The organism is Haematospirillum jordaniae (assembly GCF_001611975.1).
GTDB lineage: Bacteria > Pseudomonadota > Alphaproteobacteria > Rhodospirillales > Rhodospirillaceae > Haematospirillum > Haematospirillum jordaniae.
Genome location: NZ_CP014525.1, coordinates 299,701 through 321,005, shown reverse-complemented (window position 1 = coordinate 321,005; position 21,305 = coordinate 299,701). Strand labels below are relative to the sequence as shown.

The 21,305-nt window shown below is 55.2% G+C and carries 23 protein-coding genes; 7 read left to right on the top strand and 16 right to left on the bottom strand.

Annotation, left to right across the window (positions count from 1 at the left end):
* Positions 1-48: 48 nt before the first annotated feature.
* Complete coding sequence (locus AY555_RS01590) at positions 49-480, top strand: hypothetical protein (RefSeq protein WP_066132536.1); 432 nt, start codon at positions 49-51, stop codon at positions 478-480.
* A 10-nt stretch (positions 481-490) separates the two neighbouring features.
* Here the strand turns inward: AY555_RS01590 and AY555_RS01585 are convergent, their stop codons facing one another.
* The 3 genes from AY555_RS01585 to AY555_RS01575 form a co-directional block, all read right to left on the bottom strand.
* Complete coding sequence (locus AY555_RS01585) at positions 491-1,567, bottom strand: LysM peptidoglycan-binding domain-containing protein (protein ID WP_082812035.1); 1,077 nt, start codon at positions 1,565-1,567, stop codon at positions 491-493.
* Positions 1,568-1,692: 125 nt separating this feature from the next.
* Positions 1,693-2,523 (bottom strand): hypothetical protein, encoded by an 831-nt coding sequence (locus AY555_RS01580; RefSeq protein WP_066132527.1) that lies wholly within the window; start codon positions 2,521-2,523, stop codon positions 1,693-1,695.
* 144 nt (positions 2,524-2,667) lie between these two features.
* Positions 2,668-3,291 carry an HNH endonuclease gene (locus AY555_RS01575; protein WP_082811793.1) on the bottom strand — a complete coding sequence of 208 codons (624 nt, stop codon included), beginning with the start codon at positions 3,289-3,291 and terminating at the stop codon, positions 2,668-2,670.
* An 86-nt stretch (positions 3,292-3,377) separates the two neighbouring features.
* On the opposite strand from AY555_RS01575, the gene gluQRS reads away from it, so the two are divergent.
* The gene (gene gluQRS / locus AY555_RS01570; protein ID WP_066132523.1) at positions 3,378-4,217 is read left to right on the top strand and encodes a tRNA glutamyl-Q(34) synthetase GluQRS; all 840 of its coding nucleotides are present in this window, start codon (positions 3,378-3,380) and stop codon (positions 4,215-4,217) included.
* Here the strand turns inward: gluQRS and pgsA are convergent, their stop codons facing one another.
* The 4 genes from pgsA to AY555_RS01550 form a co-directional block, all read right to left on the bottom strand.
* A complete protein-coding gene (gene pgsA, locus AY555_RS01565; RefSeq protein WP_066136353.1) occupies positions 4,218-4,814 on the bottom strand; it encodes a CDP-diacylglycerol--glycerol-3-phosphate 3-phosphatidyltransferase in 597 nt (198 codons plus the stop codon). It lies immediately after the preceding gene.
* Between the two features lie 46 nt (positions 4,815-4,860).
* Positions 4,861-6,750: an excinuclease ABC subunit UvrC gene (uvrC, locus tag AY555_RS01560; RefSeq protein ID WP_066132520.1), complete on the bottom strand. Its 1,890-nt coding sequence runs from the start codon at positions 6,748-6,750 to the stop codon at positions 4,861-4,863.
* A 433-nt stretch (positions 6,751-7,183) separates the two neighbouring features.
* A complete protein-coding gene (gene folB / locus AY555_RS01555; RefSeq protein WP_082811792.1) occupies positions 7,184-7,666 on the bottom strand; it encodes a dihydroneopterin aldolase in 483 nt (160 codons plus the stop codon).
* Between the two features lie 53 nt (positions 7,667-7,719).
* Entirely contained in the window at positions 7,720-8,502 is a 783-nt protein-coding gene (locus AY555_RS01550; protein WP_245176933.1) for an SDR family oxidoreductase, read from the bottom strand.
* A gap of 347 nt (positions 8,503-8,849) precedes the next feature.
* Here AY555_RS01550 and AY555_RS01545 point away from each other — a divergent pair, with 347 nt between their 5' ends.
* Positions 8,850-9,263: a hypothetical protein gene (locus AY555_RS01545; protein WP_066132517.1), complete on the top strand. Its 414-nt coding sequence runs from the start codon at positions 8,850-8,852 to the stop codon at positions 9,261-9,263.
* A 73-nt stretch (positions 9,264-9,336) separates the two neighbouring features.
* Here the strand turns inward: AY555_RS01545 and AY555_RS01540 are convergent, their stop codons facing one another.
* The 7 genes from AY555_RS01540 to AY555_RS01510 all read right to left on the bottom strand — a co-directional run bounded on the left by AY555_RS01540 (position 9,337) and on the right by AY555_RS01510 (position 15,479).
* Positions 9,337-9,816, bottom strand: coding sequence for a CreA family protein (locus AY555_RS01540; protein WP_066132514.1), 480 nt, complete (start codon positions 9,814-9,816; stop codon positions 9,337-9,339).
* Positions 9,817-9,862: 46 nt separating this feature from the next.
* Positions 9,863-10,228: a hypothetical protein gene (locus AY555_RS01535; protein ID WP_066132511.1), complete on the bottom strand. Its 366-nt coding sequence runs from the start codon at positions 10,226-10,228 to the stop codon at positions 9,863-9,865.
* Between the two features lie 49 nt (positions 10,229-10,277).
* Entirely contained in the window at positions 10,278-11,090 is an 813-nt protein-coding gene (murI, locus tag AY555_RS01530) for a glutamate racemase (RefSeq protein ID WP_066132505.1), read from the bottom strand.
* Between the two features lie 56 nt (positions 11,091-11,146).
* On the bottom strand, positions 11,147-12,019 hold the full coding sequence (locus tag AY555_RS01525; RefSeq protein ID WP_066132503.1) for an ABC transporter permease subunit: 873 nt from the start codon (positions 12,017-12,019) through the stop codon (positions 11,147-11,149).
* On the bottom strand, positions 12,019-13,011 hold the full coding sequence (locus tag AY555_RS01520; protein WP_082811791.1) for an ABC transporter permease subunit: 993 nt from the start codon (positions 13,009-13,011) through the stop codon (positions 12,019-12,021). The genes AY555_RS01525 and AY555_RS01520 overlap by 1 nt, the downstream gene beginning before the upstream one ends.
* Complete coding sequence (locus AY555_RS01515) at positions 13,008-14,171, bottom strand: ABC transporter ATP-binding protein (RefSeq protein ID WP_066132500.1); 1,164 nt, start codon at positions 14,169-14,171, stop codon at positions 13,008-13,010. Before AY555_RS01515 ends, AY555_RS01520 begins: the two co-directional genes overlap by 4 nt.
* A 195-nt stretch (positions 14,172-14,366) precedes the next feature.
* The gene (locus AY555_RS01510; protein ID WP_066136341.1) at positions 14,367-15,479 is read right to left on the bottom strand and encodes a polyamine ABC transporter substrate-binding protein; all 1,113 of its coding nucleotides are present in this window, start codon (positions 15,477-15,479) and stop codon (positions 14,367-14,369) included.
* A 250-nt stretch (positions 15,480-15,729) separates the two neighbouring features.
* Between AY555_RS01510 and AY555_RS01500 the strand changes: the two genes are divergently transcribed.
* The 4 genes from AY555_RS01500 to AY555_RS01485 all read left to right on the top strand — a co-directional run bounded on the left by AY555_RS01500 (position 15,730) and on the right by AY555_RS01485 (position 19,663).
* Positions 15,730-17,001 carry an NAD(P)/FAD-dependent oxidoreductase gene (locus AY555_RS01500; RefSeq protein ID WP_066132494.1) on the top strand — a complete coding sequence of 424 codons (1,272 nt, stop codon included), beginning with the start codon at positions 15,730-15,732 and terminating at the stop codon, positions 16,999-17,001.
* A 92-nt stretch (positions 17,002-17,093) separates the two neighbouring features.
* Positions 17,094-17,612, top strand: a complete 519-nt coding sequence (locus AY555_RS01495; protein WP_066132489.1) for a MarR family winged helix-turn-helix transcriptional regulator — start codon at positions 17,094-17,096, stop codon at positions 17,610-17,612.
* A 4-nt stretch (positions 17,613-17,616) separates the two neighbouring features.
* A complete protein-coding gene (locus tag AY555_RS01490; protein WP_066132486.1) occupies positions 17,617-18,321 on the top strand; it encodes a response regulator in 705 nt (234 codons plus the stop codon).
* Position 18,322: 1 nt separating this feature from the next.
* Positions 18,323-19,663, top strand: a complete 1,341-nt coding sequence (locus tag AY555_RS01485; RefSeq protein ID WP_066132483.1) for an ATP-binding protein — start codon at positions 18,323-18,325, stop codon at positions 19,661-19,663.
* 63 nt (positions 19,664-19,726) lie between these two features.
* On the opposite strand, the gene AY555_RS01480 is transcribed toward AY555_RS01485, so the two are convergent.
* Positions 19,727-20,689, bottom strand: coding sequence for an RNA polymerase factor sigma-32 (locus AY555_RS01480; protein WP_066132479.1), 963 nt, complete (start codon positions 20,687-20,689; stop codon positions 19,727-19,729).
* A gap of 86 nt (positions 20,690-20,775) precedes the next feature.
* Positions 20,776-21,264, bottom strand: a complete 489-nt coding sequence (locus tag AY555_RS01475; protein WP_066132476.1) for an Hsp20 family protein — start codon at positions 21,262-21,264, stop codon at positions 20,776-20,778.
* Between the last annotated feature and the right edge of the window lie 41 nt (positions 21,265-21,305).

Here is a 21,305-nt window from a genome sequence, read left to right as displayed (position 1 = left end):
GTAGGCCTCTATATCAGATCCGGGGCCTAGTTACAGGAGAGGTGTAGCGTGAGCGTTTCCATCCTGCATCATGAAGAGGCCCTGAGCCTGAAGTCGTTGTCTTTTGACGAAGAGGGTGCGGTTTCGCGCCGCCGGACCATTGGTCCTCTTGACTTCTCTTTTTCCAGTCACGGACTGACGTGGAGTTGTCGTTTCCTTGAGAAGCAGGGGCGGGCTCGTCTGACAATGGCAACCAGTATCTGCACAGTTCCGGGGCGACCGGAGCGGATGGAGGGCATTGCGGCCCTGATCCGTGCTGCGAAAACAGCGGGCCTGCACTTTACCATTCAAGAGGGACATGTGCTTCTCTTTGATCATCATCCCCTGTCAATACCCGTAACGCCGGTGCGCCTTCTGACTGCTCTGACGAAGAAGGTCCTAGTCTGCAGGCCATGGGCTATTGCGCTACAGGATGCTGCTTCCGGTGCCTTGTTTCGCTGAGGGCGCTGGTTCAGGATTCCTTGCTGCGGGATGATGGAACCACAAAGATCTGGCCTGGATAGATCAGGTCAGGATCCCGGATCTGGCCACGGTTCGCGTCGTAGATAACGGTGTAGGCCAGCCCATCGCCATACGCACGGCGAGCCAGTCGCCACAGACTGTTTCCTTCCTGCACGATAACGCGGCGTCCTTCGGGCATAGAGTCCATCTCTATCCTTTGGAAGGGTAGCTCGATACGGGCTTTGACCGCCCCCTTGTCATCCACAAAGTCGGCCCGCAGAGTGTGATCACCCAAGGCGGCTTTCTGCTCCGGGCGGATGCGCCATATTCCTGCTTCCCGTGACTGAGCCTCTCCTGCCGGGTGGTTGTCAAGATACAGCCGAATCAGCCCCGGTCCGGATGAGCGGCCAGATACTGCAAGGGTGCCATTCCGATCGTAGTCAATGGTATCGAGGGAGAGAAGGCTCCCCTCTGGCAGGGGCGCGGCACCCTGCAACAAGGTACTTTCTCCGGTTCTCTGGTCGGAACGGACGGCCAGTGTCCGCGTGCCTTTCTGTTCCGGCACAACCAGGATCACAACGTCGCGTGACGGAATATCCGCTCCATTCTGGTCTGAGGCTTTCAACGTCAGCTCGCGGGAGCCTGGTGGCAGAGGTTGATCCGGAAGGAAGACCCATTCACCACGTGCGTCCGTGATGACTTTGCCTAGTTCCCGCACGCCGTCCATCACAACAACGGTGCTGCCCACCGGTGCCCGTCCGGCAATGACGGTATTGCCTTCGGGGTCAATGCGTACAACGTCAAACGATGCTTCCGGGGTTGCATACATTGTTGGGGCAGGCATGGATGCGGGGGTGTCTGTCCTAGGCGTTGGCAGAACAGCCTGCATATCGGTTGATGGTCTCTGGATTGCGGGGGTTGCGACAGACAGGGAGGTAACGGTATTCCCTTCGTACGTTATCCAAGCCAGAAGCGCAGCTGTTCCTGCAAGTCCAACCCCGACGGCGACAAGGAACAACGGCTTGCGGAATAAGGGGGTGGCGCCACGTGCGGCCTTGGTGGCTGTCTGGTTTTTCTTTGCTGTCATGTCCGCAAGTCCAATGTCCGGCGCAAACTGTCTCGGGGGGGGTATTCTGCCCTTTATGCCTGAAGATGCACCGTACGGCAAATGTTCCCGCTCAATCATGAAGGGCTATATTGTGAAAAATCCATCTATGGATTGCGGTTTGCAAGGGCCAGAATGCACCCGGCCATAACAGGGATCGAGGCAAGAAGAGCAGCCCATAAGGGCTTGGCCCATACAGGGCCGGGCATGCGGCGTGCTGTTGGGCCGGCAAAAAGGCCAAGCCCTGTAATCAGGAGAGGCATGATGGATCCGGGCCACCGTGCTCCCAGCCCTTGCGCCAAGCCAAGAAGAGCGCCACCCCCACCAAGAATTGCTGATGATGACAGCCCCGTCCCTAGCGGACTGGCCAGAACCAGAACACCGGCTGTCGCAGCAGCCAAGGCAAAAGCTGGTCCTGTCACCGGCTCGGCCTTGATAACCGAGGCGATTAGTCCGATGCCTATGGCAAGGACCAAGAGAATGGATAACCCCTGTGTGCTGCGTTCGGGTTTGTGATGAAGATCAAGTCCAAGTAGCGTTGTAACCCATACCATCGTTAAAAGAATGCAGCCGACCATAAGTTCCATGCGCGTTACCGGTCCGGCTGGAAGACGGGTCGGAAAGCCGAAGGAGGCCCAGATACACACAGCTGCAAACAAAAGAATGACCGGGACGCGCAGCCATCGGCGGGCATTGCTGCTATCCAGTACGACACCTGCTAATGCTCCTCCCAAGGCAACATGTGCCGTTTGTTCAAGAAGCCCTTCCGTGCTGAAGGAAAACCCCGACATCCAAGCCCAGCTTGCGAGAAACCCTGCGGGAATGCCACTGGCTGCCAAGGCTTGACCATGACCAGGGCCTCCGGTCATCCGAATGATACACGAGACAGTCACGGCCAAGCCGAAAGCAAAGGATACAGGTGCAATCAGGTCATTCATTGTGTCTTCTGGGATCGGTCGTTCGGAAAGATGCTCCAGAGCCCGGGGTACGGCTTTGAAGAAGGGGTTGTCTGTGATATCTGCTCTGGTCAAAGGCGCATGCGCCCCCGATACACAACAGATCCAAGATATCCGGGAAGCAGATTACCCGGTTTCCAGTTCGCTGTCCCAGTAAAGATAGTCACGCCAGCTTTCGTGCAGCCAGTTGTGTGGAAAAACCCGGCCGATATCCCGAAGCTGGTGACTGGACGGGCGGAACGGTTCACGTATCAGGGGCATGTAGGCTTCCGAGGGAGTCCGGTTTGCTTTGCGGAGATTACAGCATCCGCACGCAGCCACCACATTGATCCAATTCGTCCGACCCCCGCGAGAGCGGGGAATAACATGATCGAAGGTCAGGTCGTGTGTTGGGAGCCGTCGTCCGCAGTACTGACAGCGGAACTGGTCGCGCAGGAAAACATTGAAGCGGGTGAAGGCGGGGTTTCTTGCAGGGGGGGCGTAGTCTTTAAGGGCTATGACACTGGGGAGTCGGAATTCTACGGATGGCGATCGAACAACCCTGTCATATTCCGATATTACATTGACCCGCCCCAGAAACACGGCCCTGACGGCATCCTGCCAAGACCAAAGGGAGAGCGGGAAGTAACTCAAGGGCCTGAAATCAGCATTCAGGACCAAGGCCGGGGATTTTTCGAGCGTTGCCAGCAAGGTCGTTCCCCTCTTGCTTTGGGAACGGGGCTGTGCGATGTCCGTTCCCGATGCTCCCATGGTGCGCGTCTTGTCTGTTCTTGTCAAAGCCCTGGGGTGGGTTGCTGTTGACCGGACATGTCAGCCCGCAATCCCCGGAAAACAAAATGCCTGATGTTACGCGCTTTGCCCCCAGCCCTACGGGCTATCTCCACCTAGGCCATGTTTTTTCCGCGTGTTATGCCTACCATCGGGCGGGTTCCGGCGGGCGATTCCTGCTGAGGATTGAGGACATTGATCAAACACGCTGTCAGGACAGCTATGCAAACGCCCTGATTGATGATCTCGCATGGCTTGGACTGTCCTGGGAGCATCCCGTCCGTTACCAGTCGCAGCATCTTGGCGCATACAGGCTTGCCTTGGAGCAGCTTGAGGATCAGGAGCTGATTTACCCTTGTTTCTGTACCCGTTCCGATATTATGCGGGAAGTGGGGGATATTCACCGTGCTCCCCATGGTCCTTATGGCCTTTTGTATCCGGGTACGTGCCGCTCCTTGCCGCGTCATGAGTCCGAACGGCGCCGGGAATCCGGGGTTCCATACGCCCTGCGGCTGGATGTGCAGGCGGCCCTGCGCCGGGCCGGTCCTCTCAGCTGGAGAGATGGCAGGCGGGGTCTTGTCGGGGTGCCAACGGATGGACTTGGCGATGTTGTCCTAGCGCGCAAGGATACGCCAACCAGCTATCATCTTGCCGTTACTCTGGATGATGCTCTGCAGGGTGTAACACTGGTAACGCGGGGCGAAGACCTGTTTCAGGCCACACATGTCCACCGTATCCTGCAGGCGCTTCTGGATCTTCCGGTTCCGCAGTATCATCATCACCCCCTTCTGCTGGATCCGCAGGGGCGGCGCTATGCCAAGCGTGATAGGTCTGTCACGATACGCTCCCTCAGGGCAGCCGGGGCCTCCCCTCGGGATATTCTGGCTATGGTCGATGGGAAAGGGTGATCAGATTTCCGTCGCGCGTACAGTGTTTTTATCGTGTTTTGGTATCTGATCCATGTGGTGAAGTCCGGCGCGGAGGTAATCCCACCCGGTTACAGCTGTCAGAAAGGCAGCAATCCAGAGGAGTGCTGTTCCGATATGTTCTGCCGGTAACCAGGATGGTGCCGCTGATCCCACCAGCAGAACCGGCAGGGCAACCATCTGAACCCCGGTCTTCCATTTGGCCAAGTTGGTTACGGGTAACCCCACTTTGGCTTCAGCCAGAAATTCTCGCAGGCCTGACACCAGAATCTCCCGACATAGGATGACCAGCGCTGGGAGAACACCCCATGCATCGATCCGGTGAAAAGCAACCAGCATCATCAGGACAGAAGCAACCAGAAGCTTGTCGGCAATCGGGTCCAGGAAACGTCCCAGACTGGACACCTGTTGCCACCGACGTGCCAGCCAGCCGTCCAGAAAATCAGATATTCCTGCTAGGGAGAACAGCCCGAGGGCAATCCAGCGCATGGTTGGCGAATCAAGGTAGAACGTGGCAACCAGCAATGGGATTGCCACAATGCGGAACAACGTCAGCAGGTTTGGCAGGCTGGACACGATGCAAGAAGCTCCCCGGAGCATGGACAATGAAACGATCCGGCACAGTTTAGCGGCCGGGATGGAAGTAACCATAGATTTTTTTTGCCAGTGCCTGGCTTATTCCCTCTACAGCAGACAAATCACTAATACCGGCTGCCGCGATGCCGCGTGCTGAACCAAACGCGTTTAAAAGGGCTTTTTTACGGCGAGGACCAATGCCCGGCAGATTGTCCAAGGTTGATGTCCCGATAGCTCGTGATCGTTTTGCCCTGTGTGTGCCGTTGGCAAAGCGGTGTGCTTCATCTCGCAGTCTTTGCAGGAAGTAGTGCACCGGATGGGATGGTGGCAGGGTAAACGGCTCCCGTCCGGGTTGGTGATAGGTTTCGCGTCCGGCATTCCGGTCTGGGCCTTTGGCAATACAGATCAGGTGGACGTTACTGATATTCAGGCTTTCCAGAACGCCCAGGGCGGCATTCATTTGTCCGGCACCGCCGTCAACCAAGATAACATCTGGATAGGCAATGCCTTCGTTATCCCCAGCCCTGCCACGGCGAAAGCGTCGGGCAAGAACTTCCCGCATCATGCCAAAGTCATCTCCGGGTGTTATGTTGTCCCCACGAATGGAGAATGTACGGTAAGCCTGTCGCATAAACCCTTCCGGTCCTGCGACAATCATACCGCCTACGGCGTGAGTGCCCTGGATATGGGCATTGTCATACACCTCAATGCGTTCCGGTGGAGCAGGAAGTGCAAAAACTGCGGCCATTTCTTGAAGAAGAGTGCGCTGGGCGGATGTTTCGGCCATGCGCCTTCCCAAAGCTTCCCGTGCATTGGTCAGGGCGTGTTCAACGGCCTTCACTTTACTGCCACGGCGCGGAATGCGTACATCAACCTTGTGTTCGCACCGCAAACGCAGGGCGTCCTCCAGTGTCATGTGATCCGGTACATCTTCTGACAGCAGGACCAGGGGGGGAGGTTGGCGGGTGGCATAGAACTGTCCGACAAAGGCCTCCAGTATGGCGCCGGATTTGTCTTCGGCCGCATGATATGGAAAATAGGCCCTGTTGCCCCAGTTCTGCCCACCTCGGAAAAAGAAAACTTGGATACAGGTTTGTCCACCGGCCTGGTACAAGGCAATGACATCGGCATCGGCCAGTCCTTCGACGTTTACATCCTGGCGTGCCTGAACCTGCGACAAGGCTTTCAGCCGGTCGCGCACACGGGCGGCCTGCTCAAACTCCAGTGCTTCGGCATGAGCTTCCATTTGCTGCACAAGCTGCGGGCGAATTTCGGTACTGCGGCCTGACAGAAAAGACCTAGCCTGGTCCAGCAATGTTGCATATCCGCCCTGCTCGACGTGTTTGACGCATGGTGCGCAGCATCGCCGTATCTGGTGTAAAAGGCAGGGGCGGCTGCGATTGGCAAAAACCGAGTCTGTGCAGGTACGGAGCAGGAAGGCCTTTTGCAGAATGGACAAGGTCTCGGTGACAGCTCCGGCTGATGCAAAGGGCCCAAAATATTCCCCCGGAAGGTCGCGTGCTCCGCGGTGTTTGACCAGCCTGGGAAAGTCATGCCCGCTCGTGATGACAACATAGGGGAAGGATTTGTCATCGCGCAGCAGGATATTGAAGCGTGGCTTCAGCTTTTTGATCAGGTTGGATTCCAGAAGCAAGGCTTCTGCTTCGGTATGGGTGGTCACAATGTCCATGGACGCTGTTTCCCGCACCATCCGTTGCAGACGCAAGGACAGGGATTCTGGTCGCGTATAGGCGACAACCCGTTTCTTCAGACTTTTAGCTTTTCCAACGTATAGGACCGCTCCCTGCTCATCCAGCATCCGGTACACGCCAGGAGAGTCCGGAAGGGTCTTCAGGACAGAGCGTATCAATGCAGCGCCGCGAATGGCTTCTGGTGCGGTGTTTTGGTTGTCTGATCGAGAGGATGGACGCTTGCTCATGGCATGTTCTATCGCATGAGGTTCGCTGATCCGTCAAAGGTCCACGATGGGCTGACATGGACTCTCTTTTCCGGCTGTCCACGGAATCTGTGGATAAAGTCGTGCATGATATGGGTGCTCTATCCTGAGGCCCCCATAACGCCTTGCTATCAAGCCATTTGCCCAAAAAATAGGCAAACTTTCTGTTTGGTGATGGAGCGGAGCTTCAGGCGATGCTGGAATACCTTACGATCTAAAATGGCCTTTGTGTTGATAACGTGCGGAAAGAGAAAGAGTAAGTGTGTGAATATCCTGTTTATACAGGCATCCTGTTGTACAGAGGAAGCCAGTTTTCCACGTTGTGTGAGACGTCATGCTATTTTACCCACAGCCATGAGGCGCCGCCACGATCATACGTGGCTCCTTCCCGGGGGGGGTGTGTTTAAAAGCAGTCTCAGGGAGGGGGAAGGTGGCTCAGCCGTTCAATTTCCACTCCAACAATGGCATCGGGGATCACGTCCAGCTTTTCGATGCGCACCCTAGCCGAGCGGATCCGCCGGTCCTGCAGGCAAATGTCGGCAACGCGGGTTGCCATGGTTTCGACCAAGTTGACATGGCCGTCATGGGCAACGGACCGGACGCAGTGGCAAATGTGTTCGTAACAGACCACTCCGGCTAGGTCATCATGTTGTGTTCCTGGCTGCTCCAGAACCCCAAGGTCAACATTGACGCGAACACGCTGGGGAGCAGTGTGTTCATGTTTGTAGACGCCGATCAGGCACGACACGATCATGTCGCGTACGAAGACGTGGCGGATCCTGTGCGATGCATTGGCAATGGATGGTGTGACAGGCTTTATTGGCGCAAGGACGGGGCCAGAGGGGTGGTCTGTATGGTCTACGGGGCCCGGTCCGGGCTTGGCTAGCCGTGTGGTCATTGAAAACAGTACTCCGGGTACGGAACGGGAACAAAAGAGATCCTGTTATCTCTTTACTCTTCGGGGGGTGTGCCGGGGGCGGGAAAGCTCCAACCAAGATGCTGCCCCCCATCCAAGGCTATCATTTGGCCTGTCATGGACCGAGCTGCAACAAGAAAGCGTACGGCATCGGCAATTTCTGATGGGTTGGTCCCGTGACGCAGGGGGACACTGTTGCACTGCGAGCGGAACTGTTCTTCCGTTTGCCGGCTGCTGGGAAGTGTTGGCCCAGGCCCTATGGCATTGACCCGTATGCGTGGTGACAGGGCTAGGGCCAAGGTTTGGGTCAGGGCCCAGAGTCCTGCCTTTGAAAGGGTATAGGTCATGAAATGGGGGGTCAGATTCCAGACCCTCTGATCAATGATGTTTATAATACAGCCCTGTTGATCCGTATCCAGCGTGGATGCCATGCTTTGGGCCAAGACAAATGGTGCCCTGAGATTGGTCTCCATGTGATGATCCCAGCTGTCCCGGGTGGCGGTTACCACATCGTCATAGGTAAACGTTGATGCATTGTTGACTAGGATGCCAATGGGACCCAAGTGGTTGGTAACTTTTTGGAACAGGCTTTCCGTTTCATCATCCCGCGCCAGATTGGCTTGGACAACAATGGCCTTTCCGCCGTTGGCCTCGATTTCGGCAACAACCTGGTGAGCTTCTGTTGTTGATGTGTGGCAGTGTACAGCCACAGCGATGCCATCGGCAGCCAGAGAAAGGGCGATCTCGCGTCCAATCCGGCGCCCAGCACCGGTCACCAGAGCTGTCGGAGGAAGTGTTGGAGGCAAGGTGCAGGCCACAGGGGTCTCTCCGTCGGGTAGAAAATCAGCCTTCTTTCCTGCCCTGACAGAGGCATTCTGTCCAGTCCTGCTGTATCAGAACCCGACTCCGGTGCCTTGTGGCCCGGCTTTGGATTTCCACCGTTGGCCTTGTGGAAAGACTGTCGCCCACGGGACACAGGGTATTTCTCTGTATGCGAGTGGGTTCCCGATATTTTTGGCGCTCGTTGGGCTTGTTTGTGGCTCCGGGATTATCGTCAGGAATTGACTTGAATATTGGATAAAATTAAGACTTACGCACATAAGCACTGCGGAATGCGCCGGGCCTTGCTGCGGCGCCCTCTTGATTCGAGAAGGAAGCAACGAACATGGCCAGATACTGGATAGTCGGAACGATCTTCTCGATTGTAGCGGCTGCGGCGCTATATGGATCAGCCACCCTTGCCAAGACGGCAACTGGGCCCTCTGTTATCTTGCTGATCGTATGCCTTCTGGCAGGTTTCGGGATTTTCCGAACCATATCCATTGCCTTCGCTCCTGATGCCGCTCAAGAGGAGTCGCCAGAGCCTTGGCGCGGTACATTGGCCACAGTCGGTGTTCTGCTGGTTGGTCTGGTTGCGCTCTTTCTTTACATCGGCACTTACGTTGCTGGTGTATTTGGTGTCAGCGGTTTCTTGACCCTGCCTGCTGTCTTGTTGACGTTCTTGGCCTTGATCTTGGTTGTCATGCTGACAGGAGGCAAGGTTGAGGGCGAAGGCGAGCGTCATGACGGAACGCACTGACGATACGGTGTATTGAGAGAGGATCAGCATAAGGGGTGTGCCGATGTGGTCGGGCGTCACCCCTTTGTTTTCATTATGGTGCTGTTTCAATATCCCACGGCATGACAGGCACGGCTGTCAGGGCATTTTTCGGTGATCCTTCGACTAGCTTGTCGGAATAAACAAGGTAAAGCAGAACATTCCGGCTCTGGTCATAGAATCTGACGACCTGCATCGTCTTGAAAAGGATGGATCGTCTTTCGCTGAATACGTTGTCGCCGTCTTTTGCTTTCAAATTGGTGGGGACGGTGATGGGTCCAACCTGACGGCAGGCTATGGATGCATCCGATGTGTCTTCGGCCAAGCCCAAGGCACCGCTGATGCCCCCGGTTTTCGAGCGGCTGATGTAGCATGTAACCCCGGGTACATCCGGGTCATCAAAAGCTTCTATGGCGATTTTGTGATTGGGTCCCAAAAGTTTGAACGCCGTATCAACAGATCCGATGTCTTCTGCCCCTGAGGGTGTACTCCTTAGCAGGGTGATGCAAGCAAGGGCGGCAGCAAGGTATTTCATCCGTTTCTTTCTCCGTATCAGCAGTCTGCTCAGGCGTATGCATCTATTACGGAGCTACGAATACTATGCACTGGCTGGTACCGTCACGGTAGAAATGATACGTTTTTCCATCCAGTGCCTTGCTATCAACATCAATCAGGTTCCAGCCTTTCAGGGCAATGCCGGTCAGGCCACGTCCCTTGTCGCCGGAAAATTGGATGTACATCCGGTTCTTGTATTTCTGATTGAAACGCCCCAGTCCACACAGGCGTGAAAGATTGTTGTCGCGACGCCCGACATCCCAGTATGGCGCGTTGGACTTGGCATAAATACGTGCATTTCCATCCCATGCTTGGCTTGTGGAAGGCCAAGGCAAGGCAAGGGCCATGACAGCCCCGTACCACAGGATATGCAACAGAAAAGCCTTGGCCATGCCCTGAAACCCGCATACATGAGGCCATGATACGCCCGCTTTGGGTAGTTTAGGGGTGATTGCTTGCCAAATCCTGAATGGCAGGGTGTTTGTTGAGATCCCACGCGATTGGTGCCGGGAAGCTGTAGTGTGCCATAGCTTTCTCGTATCCCGCTGACAGCCGTGATACCAAAGCCCGGTCCGGACCACCGGGGCTGACCGGGCCAGCCAGGCGTGCGGTTTGCCGGGCTATGGCTGCGCCGGAGTCAAGCCATGTCACAGGGCGGGGTGCGGTATCTTCCAGAATATGCCGAAGAAGGGGGTAGTGGGTGCACCCCAGAACCACCGTATCCAGATCTGGATGCTGGAAGAGTGGGGCTGCTTCGTCGGCAATATCTGTATCCTTGACCATGTCACCTCGCAACCAGGCTTCAGCCATAGCAGCCAGACGGGCTGTACCATGCCGGACCAAGACACAATTCGGTGCCACTTTCTGCTTCAGGGCATCGATATAGGGGCTTGTAATGGTTCCCGGTGTTGCCAGAAGACCAATTACGCCGCTTCTGCTACCTTGGGCTGCTGGCTTCAGAGCGGGTACGGTTCCAACAAACGCCATTTCGGAGAAGGTATCCCGAAGTGTATCCAAGGCCAGTGTTGATGCTGTATTGCAGGCGATGACAACAACATCGGGGCGCTCTGTCTCTATAAGATGACCTAACGTCCTGACAAGATGGGAACGCAGAAACAAGGGGTCGCGATCTCCATAAGGGAAGAACGCTGCATCTGCGGCATAGGTCAGGGCCACACCCGGCAGGGACAGGCGGATCTCTGGTACAACAGAAAGGCCACCAAGGCCGGAGTCAAAAACAAGAATACGGGTCATTCTGAGAGAAAAAGGGCTCGTGGATGTGAAAACCAAGAGCCCTTGATGACGATCTGCTATGATCGTGTCAAGCCCTGCACGGCGATATTTTGCTCTTGCTCGGCAATGGCCCGGGCCATTGCTGCCTTGCGTTGCTTTTCGCGTCGTACCATCAGCCAGCCTGCGACTAGGACACAGAGTGTGGCCAACGATATCAGAATGGTTGCCAGTGCATTGATCTTCGGGGTTACCCCTAGGCGGACGCTGGAAAAAACAACCATAGGCAGGGTTGATGACGATGGGCCGGCAACGAAGCTGGTAATGACTAGGTCATCAAGAGAGATCGTAAACGCCAAGAGCCATCCCGCCAGAAGGGCGGGGCTGATGATTGGCAGCGTTATGAACAGGAAGGTCTTGAACGGTCTTGCCCCCAGATCCATGGCTGCCTCCTCCACGCTTTCGTCCATCTGGGATAGGCGTGCCCGTACAACAATGGTGACGTAGGACATGCAGAACGTGATGTGGGCAATGGTAATGGTTGTGATCCCCCGTCCGTCCGGCCATCCAATTAGGTCTTCCAAGGCGACGAACATCAGAAGAATGGAAAGCCCGGTGATGATTTCGGGCATTACCATGGGGGCAGTGATCATCCCGGAAAACAGAGTTTGTCCCCGGAAACGGCGAAACCGTGTCAGCACGATGGCAGCCATTGTACCAAGCACGGTTGCAAAGGTAGCGGTCAGGGATGCAACCAGCAGGCTGACTTTTGCCGCAGCGATAATTTGCTGGTCACGAAACAGCTCACCATACCAATGTGTTGAAAATCCACTCCATACTGTTACCAAGCGTGATTCATTGAACGAATAGATGACCAGCAACAGGATCGGGATGTACAAAAATGCAAATCCGAAGGCCAGTGTTGTGACGAGAAAGGGAGAGCGACGGTCCATCAGGTTATCTCTCCTTCCTTTCCGTTCTGGCGGTTCTGATAATGCTGGAACAGCATGATGGGCCCGACCAAGAACAGCAGCATGGCCACGGCAACAGCTGATGCAGCAGGCCAGTCACGGTTGTTGAAGAATTCAGCCCATAACACCTTGCCGATCATCAAGGTTTCTGCCCCGCCCAGAAGATCAGGGATGACAAACTCTCCGACGGCAGGAATAAAAACCAGCATGCAGCCAGCGATAATGCCCGGCATGGACAGGGGCAGGGTGATGCTCAGGAATGCCTTGAACGGGCGACAGCCAAGGTCTTCTGCGGCTTCCAGCAGTGAGGTATCCATCTTTTCCAAGGTTGTATACAGCGGTAGCACCATAAAAGGCAGGTACGAATACACAAGGCCGATATAGACCGCGATTTCTGTGTTGTAGATGGGTAGGGGCTCATTGATCAGGCCAAGACCCATCAGGAAATTGTTCAGGAATCCTTGAGGCTTCAGGATGCCAATCCAAGCATAGACGCGGATCAGGAAGCTGGTCCAGAACGGCAGAACCACCATCAGCAACAGGATACTGCGGATTCCTTCAGGTGATCGTGCGATACCGTACGCCATCGGGTAGCCGAGTAGCAACGTCAGCAATGTCGATATTAAGGCAATTTTCAGCGAACTGAGATAGGCGCCGATGTATAGCGGATCGGACAGAAGGTACTTGTAAGCTTCCAGCGATACGGTCAGCTTCAGATATTGATCATCAACCCACTCAATCAACGGCGTATACGGCGGAATGCCGACCATGAATTCAGCAAAGCTGATTTTTAGGACGATGACAAAGGGAGCCAAGAAGAAAAGCAGCAGCCAGCCATAGGGCACGGCAATCACCAGACGTCGTCCACCCAGTCCCAAGCGGTTCGGGGGTATCGTGGTGCTGTCGTTACTGTTGTTCCGGGAATGATGGGGAGGAACAACCCCTTCATCTTCAAAGATGACAGAGTTGCTCATGACGTTACAACCACAACATTGCTGCCTTCAAATGCAATCCAGACCCGGTCCTCCCACGTAATTTCCGGCTGGGAAGAGCGGGTCTGGTTTTGCATGTCAACGCGTACAATGCGACCGGTGTCCAGTCTGACCAAGTACGTGCTCTCACCGCCCAGATAGACAATGTCCTGAACGGTGCCGGCAGAAACATTATGACTGGTATCAGTCGGCATTTCTTTTGACAGTGTGATTTTCTCGGGACGGATTGCAGCGTATACCGTAGCTCCTTCACGGGCGCTGATGCCGTGTCCAACATAGATTGGTTTATCAAGGTCACTGGATTGTGCCACGATATGATCGGCTTCGTCTTCGATCAGGACGGCTTCAAACAGGTTTACGGATCCAAAAAATTCCGCGACATACCGGGTGTTGGGATATTCATACATGGCGTATGGAGTATCAACTTGGAGGATGTGCCCCTGGTTCATGATGGCAACCCGGGTTGACATGGTCATGGCCTCTTCCTGGTCGTGGGTCACAACCACAAAGGTCACGCCGAGACTCTCTTGGATCCCAACTAATTCCAGCTGCGTGCGTTCACGCAATTTCTTGTCAAGGGCCGCTAAGGGTTCATCCAGCAGCAGGACTTTCGGGCGCTTGGCCAAGGCACGGGCCAAGGCTACGCGTTGACGCTGGCCACCTGATAGTTCGTGTGGACGGCGGCGGGCCAGATGACCCAGCTCCACCATATCCAGCATTTCTTCAACCCGGTTGCGGATTTCAACACGTGATAGGTTGTCCTGCTTCAGGCCAAAGGCGACGTTCTGCTCCACAGACATATGCGGGAACAGGGCGTAGGACTGGAACATCATGTTGACCGGACGTTCATAGGGCGGAACGTCTGTCATGTCCTGCCCATCGATCAGGATCCGTCCGGCAGATGGGGTCTCAAATCCTGCCAGCATGCGCAGCAAGGTTGTCTTTCCGCATCCAGAGCCGCCAAGAAGCGAAAAGAGTTCCCCCTGATATATGGTCAGGGATACATCGCTGACAGCGACAAAATCACCAAAGCGCTTGGTGACATTTTCAATGCGGATGAGTGCTTTTACAGTCTCTTCCGGACCTTCTCCCTTTTCGGTTTTACTAACCTTGTCGCGGAGATTTCTGGCAAGTTGTGACATTCCGTGCGTGATCCCTGATTCAAAAGCACGCGGCCGTTACGCCCTGGTCTTCCGAACCGGCGAGAGCGAGGGTCGCCGAGCAGGCATACCGATGACTGGAGCGAATGGTGCCGACCAATACAGGTGAATAGGCCTGCCGTAAAGGGCGAACCGCCTGCCTAGCCAAGATTGGGGGCAGGCGGAGACCGGTATTTATTATATCCCTGTCTTGATACGGTTCCAGATCCGGGTGAAGACCCGCTCAGCTTTCTGATCCGGAACCTTTTTGACAAACAGATGCTTCATAACGGATTCCGGAGGGTAAACCCCCGGGTCGTGGCGAATGGCATCATGAATCAGGTCAAAAGATTTGGTGTTTGCGTTGGCATAAAACACGGTGTTCGATATTCCGGCTGTAATCTCCGGCTTCAGGATATGATTAATAAATTTCATGGCATTGTCCGGATGTGGGGCATCCTTCATAACACCCATGAAGTCAAACCAGATCTCGCTGCCTTCCTTGGGAATGACGTATGTGACCTTTACGCCTTTGCCCGCTTCTTCAGCACGGTTGATAGCTTGGAACATATCGCCCGAGAAGCCCATGGCCACGCAGATATCACCGTTGGCAAGGGCATTGATGGACTCGGAAGAATGAAATTTGGTCACGAAAGGGCGAACTTTCATGAGCAGGGCTTCAGCTTTCTCGATATCTTTCGGATCGGAAGAGTTTGGATCAAGTCCAAGATATTTCAGTGCGGAAGGAAAAACTTCGGATGGGCTGTCCATCATATACAAGCCACATTTTGATACTTTTTCGGCCCACACGGGATCAAACATGAGTGCCCATGAATCCACTGGTGCATCAGGGCCAGCAACTTCGGCGACTTTGGCCGGGTTGTAGGCCATGCCGTTGGTGCCCCACATGTAGATGATGCCATGGGTGTTGTTCGCGTCGAATTCTTGGGCGCCCTTCATCAGCTTTTGATCTAGGTTGCCCAAGTTGGGGATCAGGTCCTGTTTCAGGGGCTGGTATACGCCGGCTTTGATCTGGCGCTGGAAGAATGCGCCAGTGGGGACAGCAAGATCATAGCCGGATTTGCCGGCCAAAAGCTTGGCCTCAAGCATTTCATTGGAATCATAGACATCCACGGTCACCTTGATTCCTGTTTCTTTTTCAAAGGACTGGATCGTATCTTCACCCAGATAATCCGACCAGATAAACAGGTTCAGCTTCTTCTCTTCCTCGGCCTTAACCGGTGTGACAACCGTCATCAGGGCAAGTGCGGGGGCAAGAAGGCCGGAGAGTGCAATCCGGAACCTGGACATCGATAATTCCTCCCAGATCATGGCCGGTTCCCGCATATCAAGCGGGACCGGGAAGTGTTTTGTGTGCCATGCAACGGGGCACAGCCAAGCAGGGCCAACATTGTGTGGACACCAGCGTGCCAGATTTTACAGCATGGCGCGTACGCGGATGAAATGTCGCAACCTTTTGGATGCTGTGCAAGTTGATATTCTTGCTGAATTCATTCAAGTTACATCTTGCTGATGTAGACGGACAGAACCGGGAGACAACATGCAGAAATTCTCTATGTCGTGGTATGCTGCCTCAGCCCACGAGGCTGCTCCGCGTCCTGCGTTGTCGGAAAGCTGCCATGTTGATGTTTGTATCATCGGTGCAGGTATTACGGGATGCTCTGCCGCCTTGCATCTGGCGCAACGCGGGTATCGTGTCTTGGTTCTGGAAGCCGGAACAATTGGGTGTGGTGCATCCGGTCGTTCCGGTGGGCAGATGATTGCGGGCTATAATCTTGGGCAGGACAGGATTGCCCGGCTGGTTGGCGGGGATGATGCCCGCCATTTGTGGGGTTTGTGTGAAGAGTCCCTTGCCCTGACCCGCTCGCTTGTTGCGGAGCATGCCATCGATTGTGACTTTGTGAATGGTCACGTAATGGTTGGAGAGAAGAGCCGGCATGCCTCTGCTTTGCACGCGCTTTGCCGGGAGTGGGAAGATGGCGGGCGTAAGGGGCTGGAGCTGTGGGATCGTGCGCAAACCCAGGCTCATGTTGCAAGCCCCCGCTATACATGTGCTCTCTATGATCCTGGTGGTGGGCACTTGCATCCACTGAACTACACTCTTGGACTTGCATCCGCAGCCGAGCGTGCCGGGGCTATTTTTTGTGAGCAAACACCGATGGTGTCTTGGCAGGCTGGTGATCCTGCTGTTGTCCGGACCCCTCATGGGTTGGTTCACGCACGCTTTGTTTTGTTCTGCGGAAATGCCTATCTCTGGGGCAGTGAGTCTGCTCTTGCCCGTACGATTATGCCGGTTGGAACCTATATTGCGGCAACGGAGCCTTTGGGGGAGGCGCGTGCCCGTGCTCTTGTTCCCGGTAACGAGGCTGTGGCCGACTGTCGCTTTGTCCTGAACTATTTCCGCTGTTCACGTGATCATCGTTTGCTCTACGGTGGGCGCGTCAGTTACTCGCGCCTAGATCCCCCCAGTGTATCGGAGGCGATGCGAAAAAGCATGGTGGATTGTTTTCCGCAGTTGGCCGATGTGCGCATTGATTACGCATGGGGTGGATTGGTTGCCATCACCATGAACCGTATGCCTCACTTCGGACGTCTGTCACCAAATGCCTTGTTTGCTCATGGTTTCTCCGGTCATGGCATTGCCTTGACCGGATTGGCCGGCAAGTTGATGGCCGAAGTGATTGATGGCCAAGCCGGTCGATTTGATGTCTTCACCCGTATACCGCACCATGCCTTCCCCGGGGGGCGCTGGATGCGCACGCCATTGTTGGTTCTGGCGATGATGTGGCGTCGTTTGTGTGATGTCTTGTAGCGGTCTGGAACAGGTTGACAAGGGCCAGAGTTGCAGCGTGGCTGTTTTACAGGTATTCCAAGGGTAAGGTGAAGGATGACGGTGAGTTCCTCATGACTGATCTCAAGGCAGGTGTGAACCAGCTTTTTCTCCGAGAGGAGGAGCTGCGGCGCGGTATGGAGCTTCTGTTCTTTGCCTATCGTGATTTTACAGCCGAAGCTGATCTTGTGCTACGCAAGCTGGGCCTTGGTCGTGCGCATCACCGGATGATCTATTTTGTCGGGCGTCATCCCGGGCTTAGTGTATCTGATCTGCTCTCGATTCTGAAAATTACCAAGCAAAGTCTTTCCCGTGTTCTGGGGGAGCTGGTGCGTGATGGCTATATTATTCAGAATCCGGGCACCAAAGACCGGCGGCAGCGCCTTCTGGATCTGACCGAAAAGGGCTATGCCCTAGAACGCCAGCTGTTTGAAAGCCAGAAAAGTATTCTAGCGCGTTCTTACCGTGATGCGGGGGGGGAAGCTGTTGATGGTTTCCGGCATGTTCTTTCGGGCATGATCCTGCGTGAAACAGACCGTTCCAGGCTTTCGATGCCTGGTGGTGCTAAGGTGCCTGATCTGGACCGGACCTGATGCCGTGAGTGATACAGTCGACGCACCGGCTCATATTCTGGTTGTGGATGACGATACGCGTTTGCGCGACCTTTTGCGTCGTTTTCTGGGTCAGTCGGGATACATGGTCTCTGTTGCTCCCGATGCGGCTGAGGCCAGAATGCAAATGTCTGCCGTAGAATTCGATTTGCTGATCGTCGATATCATGATGCCCGGTGAAGATGGTTACAGTCTGACCCGTGCAATTCGTCAACAGTCTGATGTTCCCGTTCTGATGCTGACCGCTAGGGGAGAGCAGGATGATCGGGTCGCTGGCCTTGAGATCGGGGCTGATGATTATCTTGGCAAGCCTTTTGACCCGCGGGAGCTTTTGCTGCGCATCCAGGCCATTCTGCGCCGACGGCAGCCAAGGCCTGTTGATGTTCAGTCTGCTGTTCGTCATATCCGTATGGGGGAGTGTTCTTTTGACCTTCAGCGTCGGGAGCTTGTGTGCAGTGGGGACCGGGTACATTTGACAACGGCAGAAGCAGATTTGTTGGTGGCCTTGGCCCTGCGTAGCGGGGAACCTTTGTCGCGGGAAGATTTGGCCGATGCCCTTGGTATTGAGGGTGGGGTGCGGGCTGTTGATGTGCAGGTCACGCGCCTGCGGCGCAAGATAGAGATTGATCCACGCCAGCCCCTTTATCTGCAGACGGTGCGTGGCACCGGCTACTGTTTGAGGCCGGACTGAAATGCGTCTTGTAACAGGTACGCCGCATGCTCTGCGCAGCCTCGTTCCTAGGGGGCTTCTGGGGCGTTTTCTGCTGATTCTTGCCGTTCCTCTTGTCGTGCTACAGGCTGTGACGGCGCAGGTCTTTTTTGATCGTCATTGGGATACAGTCTTGCGGCGGCTGGCATTGGGTATTGCCGGCGATGTTGCCGTTATCGTCGAGCTTATGGCCCGTTTTCCTGATGAAGGACAGCAGGGTTGGATTCTTGATCTGGCTCGCAGCCGTATGCACTTGGACAGCGTTTTTGCCCCTGGCGAGATTCTTCCGAACCTTCCGCCCCCCAGTGCGGGAGAGCAAGCAGCCGATGTTCTGGCTGCCAGCCTGCGTGAGAGTTTGCAGCGCCCGGTCCTGATCGAGGCCAGTTTCTTTTCCGGAGATATCGTCATTGCTGTTCAGCTGTCCGATGGTGTGTTGCACGTGGTGGCGCCCCGTAAACGGCTTTTCACGTCGACAACGTATATCTTTCTGCTCTGGATGGTTGGCACGTCGTTGATCCTGCTGGGGATCGCGATCCTTTTTACCTCCAATCAGGTGCGCTCCATCCGTCGTCTTGCTGCCAGTGCGGAAGGTTTCGGCAAGGGACGTGACCTGCCACCGATCAAACCGGAGGGAGCGCGGGAGGTTCGGCAGGCTGGTATCGCCTTCAATCAGATGCGGGCCAGAATTCGCAGGCAAATTGATCAGCGCACAGAGATGCTAGCCGGCGTTTCCCACGATCTGCGCACGCCATTAACGCGGATGCGACTTCAATTGGCGATGATGGGGGATAATGCGGAAACGTCTGATCTCAAGGATGATATTGCCGAGATGGAAAGGATGCTGGACGGATATCTGGATTTTGCCCGTGGAGAGGGGACAGAAACAGCCGTCGAGACCGATCTCTCGGACTTGGTTGACAGAATGGCTGGTCGGTTTCGTCGCCATGGGGTGAATATTGAGCTTGTTCCTTTGCCTGATGCGCCGGTCCTTCTGACAGCAAGGGCCCAAGGGCTGGAGCGTGCCCTAGGAAACCTGCTGTCCAATGCAGCCCATTACGGGACGCGTGTGCGTTTGGGGCTTGAAGTGGGGGAAGAGTGGATCAACCTAGTTGTTGAAGATGATGGACCCGGTATACCGCTTTCTGTCAGAGAGGATGTGTTCAGGCCTTTCTGGCGGGGTGATCCTTCACGCAACACCCAGACCGGTGGTGTCGGCCTGGGGTTGAGCATTGCGCGTGAGATGGCCCACGCCCACGGGGGTGAGGTCTTGCTGGATGACAGCACCCTTGGCGGACTGAGGGCTATTATTCATCTCCCACGCTAAATCCATGTCTTTGATTGCAGGCTCTCCTGTTCATAAGGCTCTTTGCATCAGGAACCACCTGTCTCAGGCGGGGCATACTCCACCCATTTTTGGGTTTGCCAGTATTGGATTCTTCCAGCGTTGCAGCGCCTGTCGGATGTTCCGGTGCTCTGTTGCGATCAGCTCGCGAATACGGGTTTCCAGCTTCTGTAGCGCGCGGGCCTCGATCTGACGTATACGTTCCCGTGACAGGCCATAGTCTTCGCCCAAGCTTTCAAGGGTTGCCGGATCATCCGTCAGTTTGCGACGTGTCAGGATATCCTTCTCGCGTTCGTTCAGTGTACCGAGCGCCGTGTGCACGAGGTGGTGAGAACGGTTACGTTCCTCGGTTGTCTCCAAGGCAGACTCCTGGTCCGGTCGCTCGTCGACCAAAAGCTCGAGACGCTCTGTATCACTTTCAGCTCCTGCCATTGCGTTTAGGGATCCGTCTCGTCGGTTCAGGCGAGCATCCATGGCCAGCACATCATCTACGCTGACATCTAGGGTGCGGGCAATCTCCTCGGCCTGTTCATCTCTGAGCGGTTTGTCTCCATAAATGCCAAGCTTGGCTTTCATGCGTCTCAGATTGTAGAAAAGTCGCTTTCTGGTCGAGGCCGTTCCGATTTTGACAAGAGACCAAGAGTTCAAGACGTACTCGTTGACGGCGGCCCGTATCCACCATACAGCGTAGGTGGAGAGGCGGAATCCCTTGTCCGGCTCAAACTTTTGTATGGCCCGTATCAGGCCAAGGTTGCCTTCAGCAATAAGGTCTGCCATTGGCAAGCCATAACGTTTGTACTGCATGGCTACCTTGACGACCAGTCTCAGATGGCTTGTCACCAGACGATGCAAGCTTTTCTGGTTGCCTGTCAGGGTAAAGTCACGAGCCAGTCCATGCTCTTCTTCCACAGAAAGAAGGGGGAACTTCCGTATTTCGGCCAAGTAGAGAGCTAGGCTTTCTTCTACCGGCAACGATGAGCGGGGGGGCGAGAGCGCCAGTGTTGTCATGATGATCGTCTCCCTGCTTTGTGGCGATGCAATTATCTCTTATGACCGGGGCAGGATCATGGCACCTGCCCCGGTGCAAGGCGGGATTAAGCAGCGCTGGGCAATGTTTTTGCCGCTGTGGCGATGGCAATATGCCTTGGTTTTGATGCCTCAGGGACCTCGCGGACCAGTGTGATGGTCAACAGCCCGTTTTCCAGATGGGCACCTGTAACCGTCATATGGTCTGCCAGCTGGAAGTGGCGTGCAAAGCTGCGGAACGCTATACCGCGATGTAAATAGCGGCGATCACCTTGGTACCCGTTATTCTGGGCGGCGTCAGCATCACCGGCCAAGGGAGACCGATTGCCACGGACAACGAGCAGGTCGTCGCGCACTTCAACGTCCAGATCGTTTTCAGGGAAGCCGGCAACGGCCAGCGTGATGGCGTACGAATCTTCGCCTGTCTTTTCAATGTTGTATGGCGGCCAGTTTATGGCCTGTTCTCCCGAATGCCGCAGCGTGGCCTCTGCTAGATGCGCAAGGCGGTCAAATCCCACGCCAGAACGGAACAGGGGAGAAAAATCAAACGTATTCATATTCATCCTCCTTCGAGCGATGTTATGCTGCTCGTCTTGTA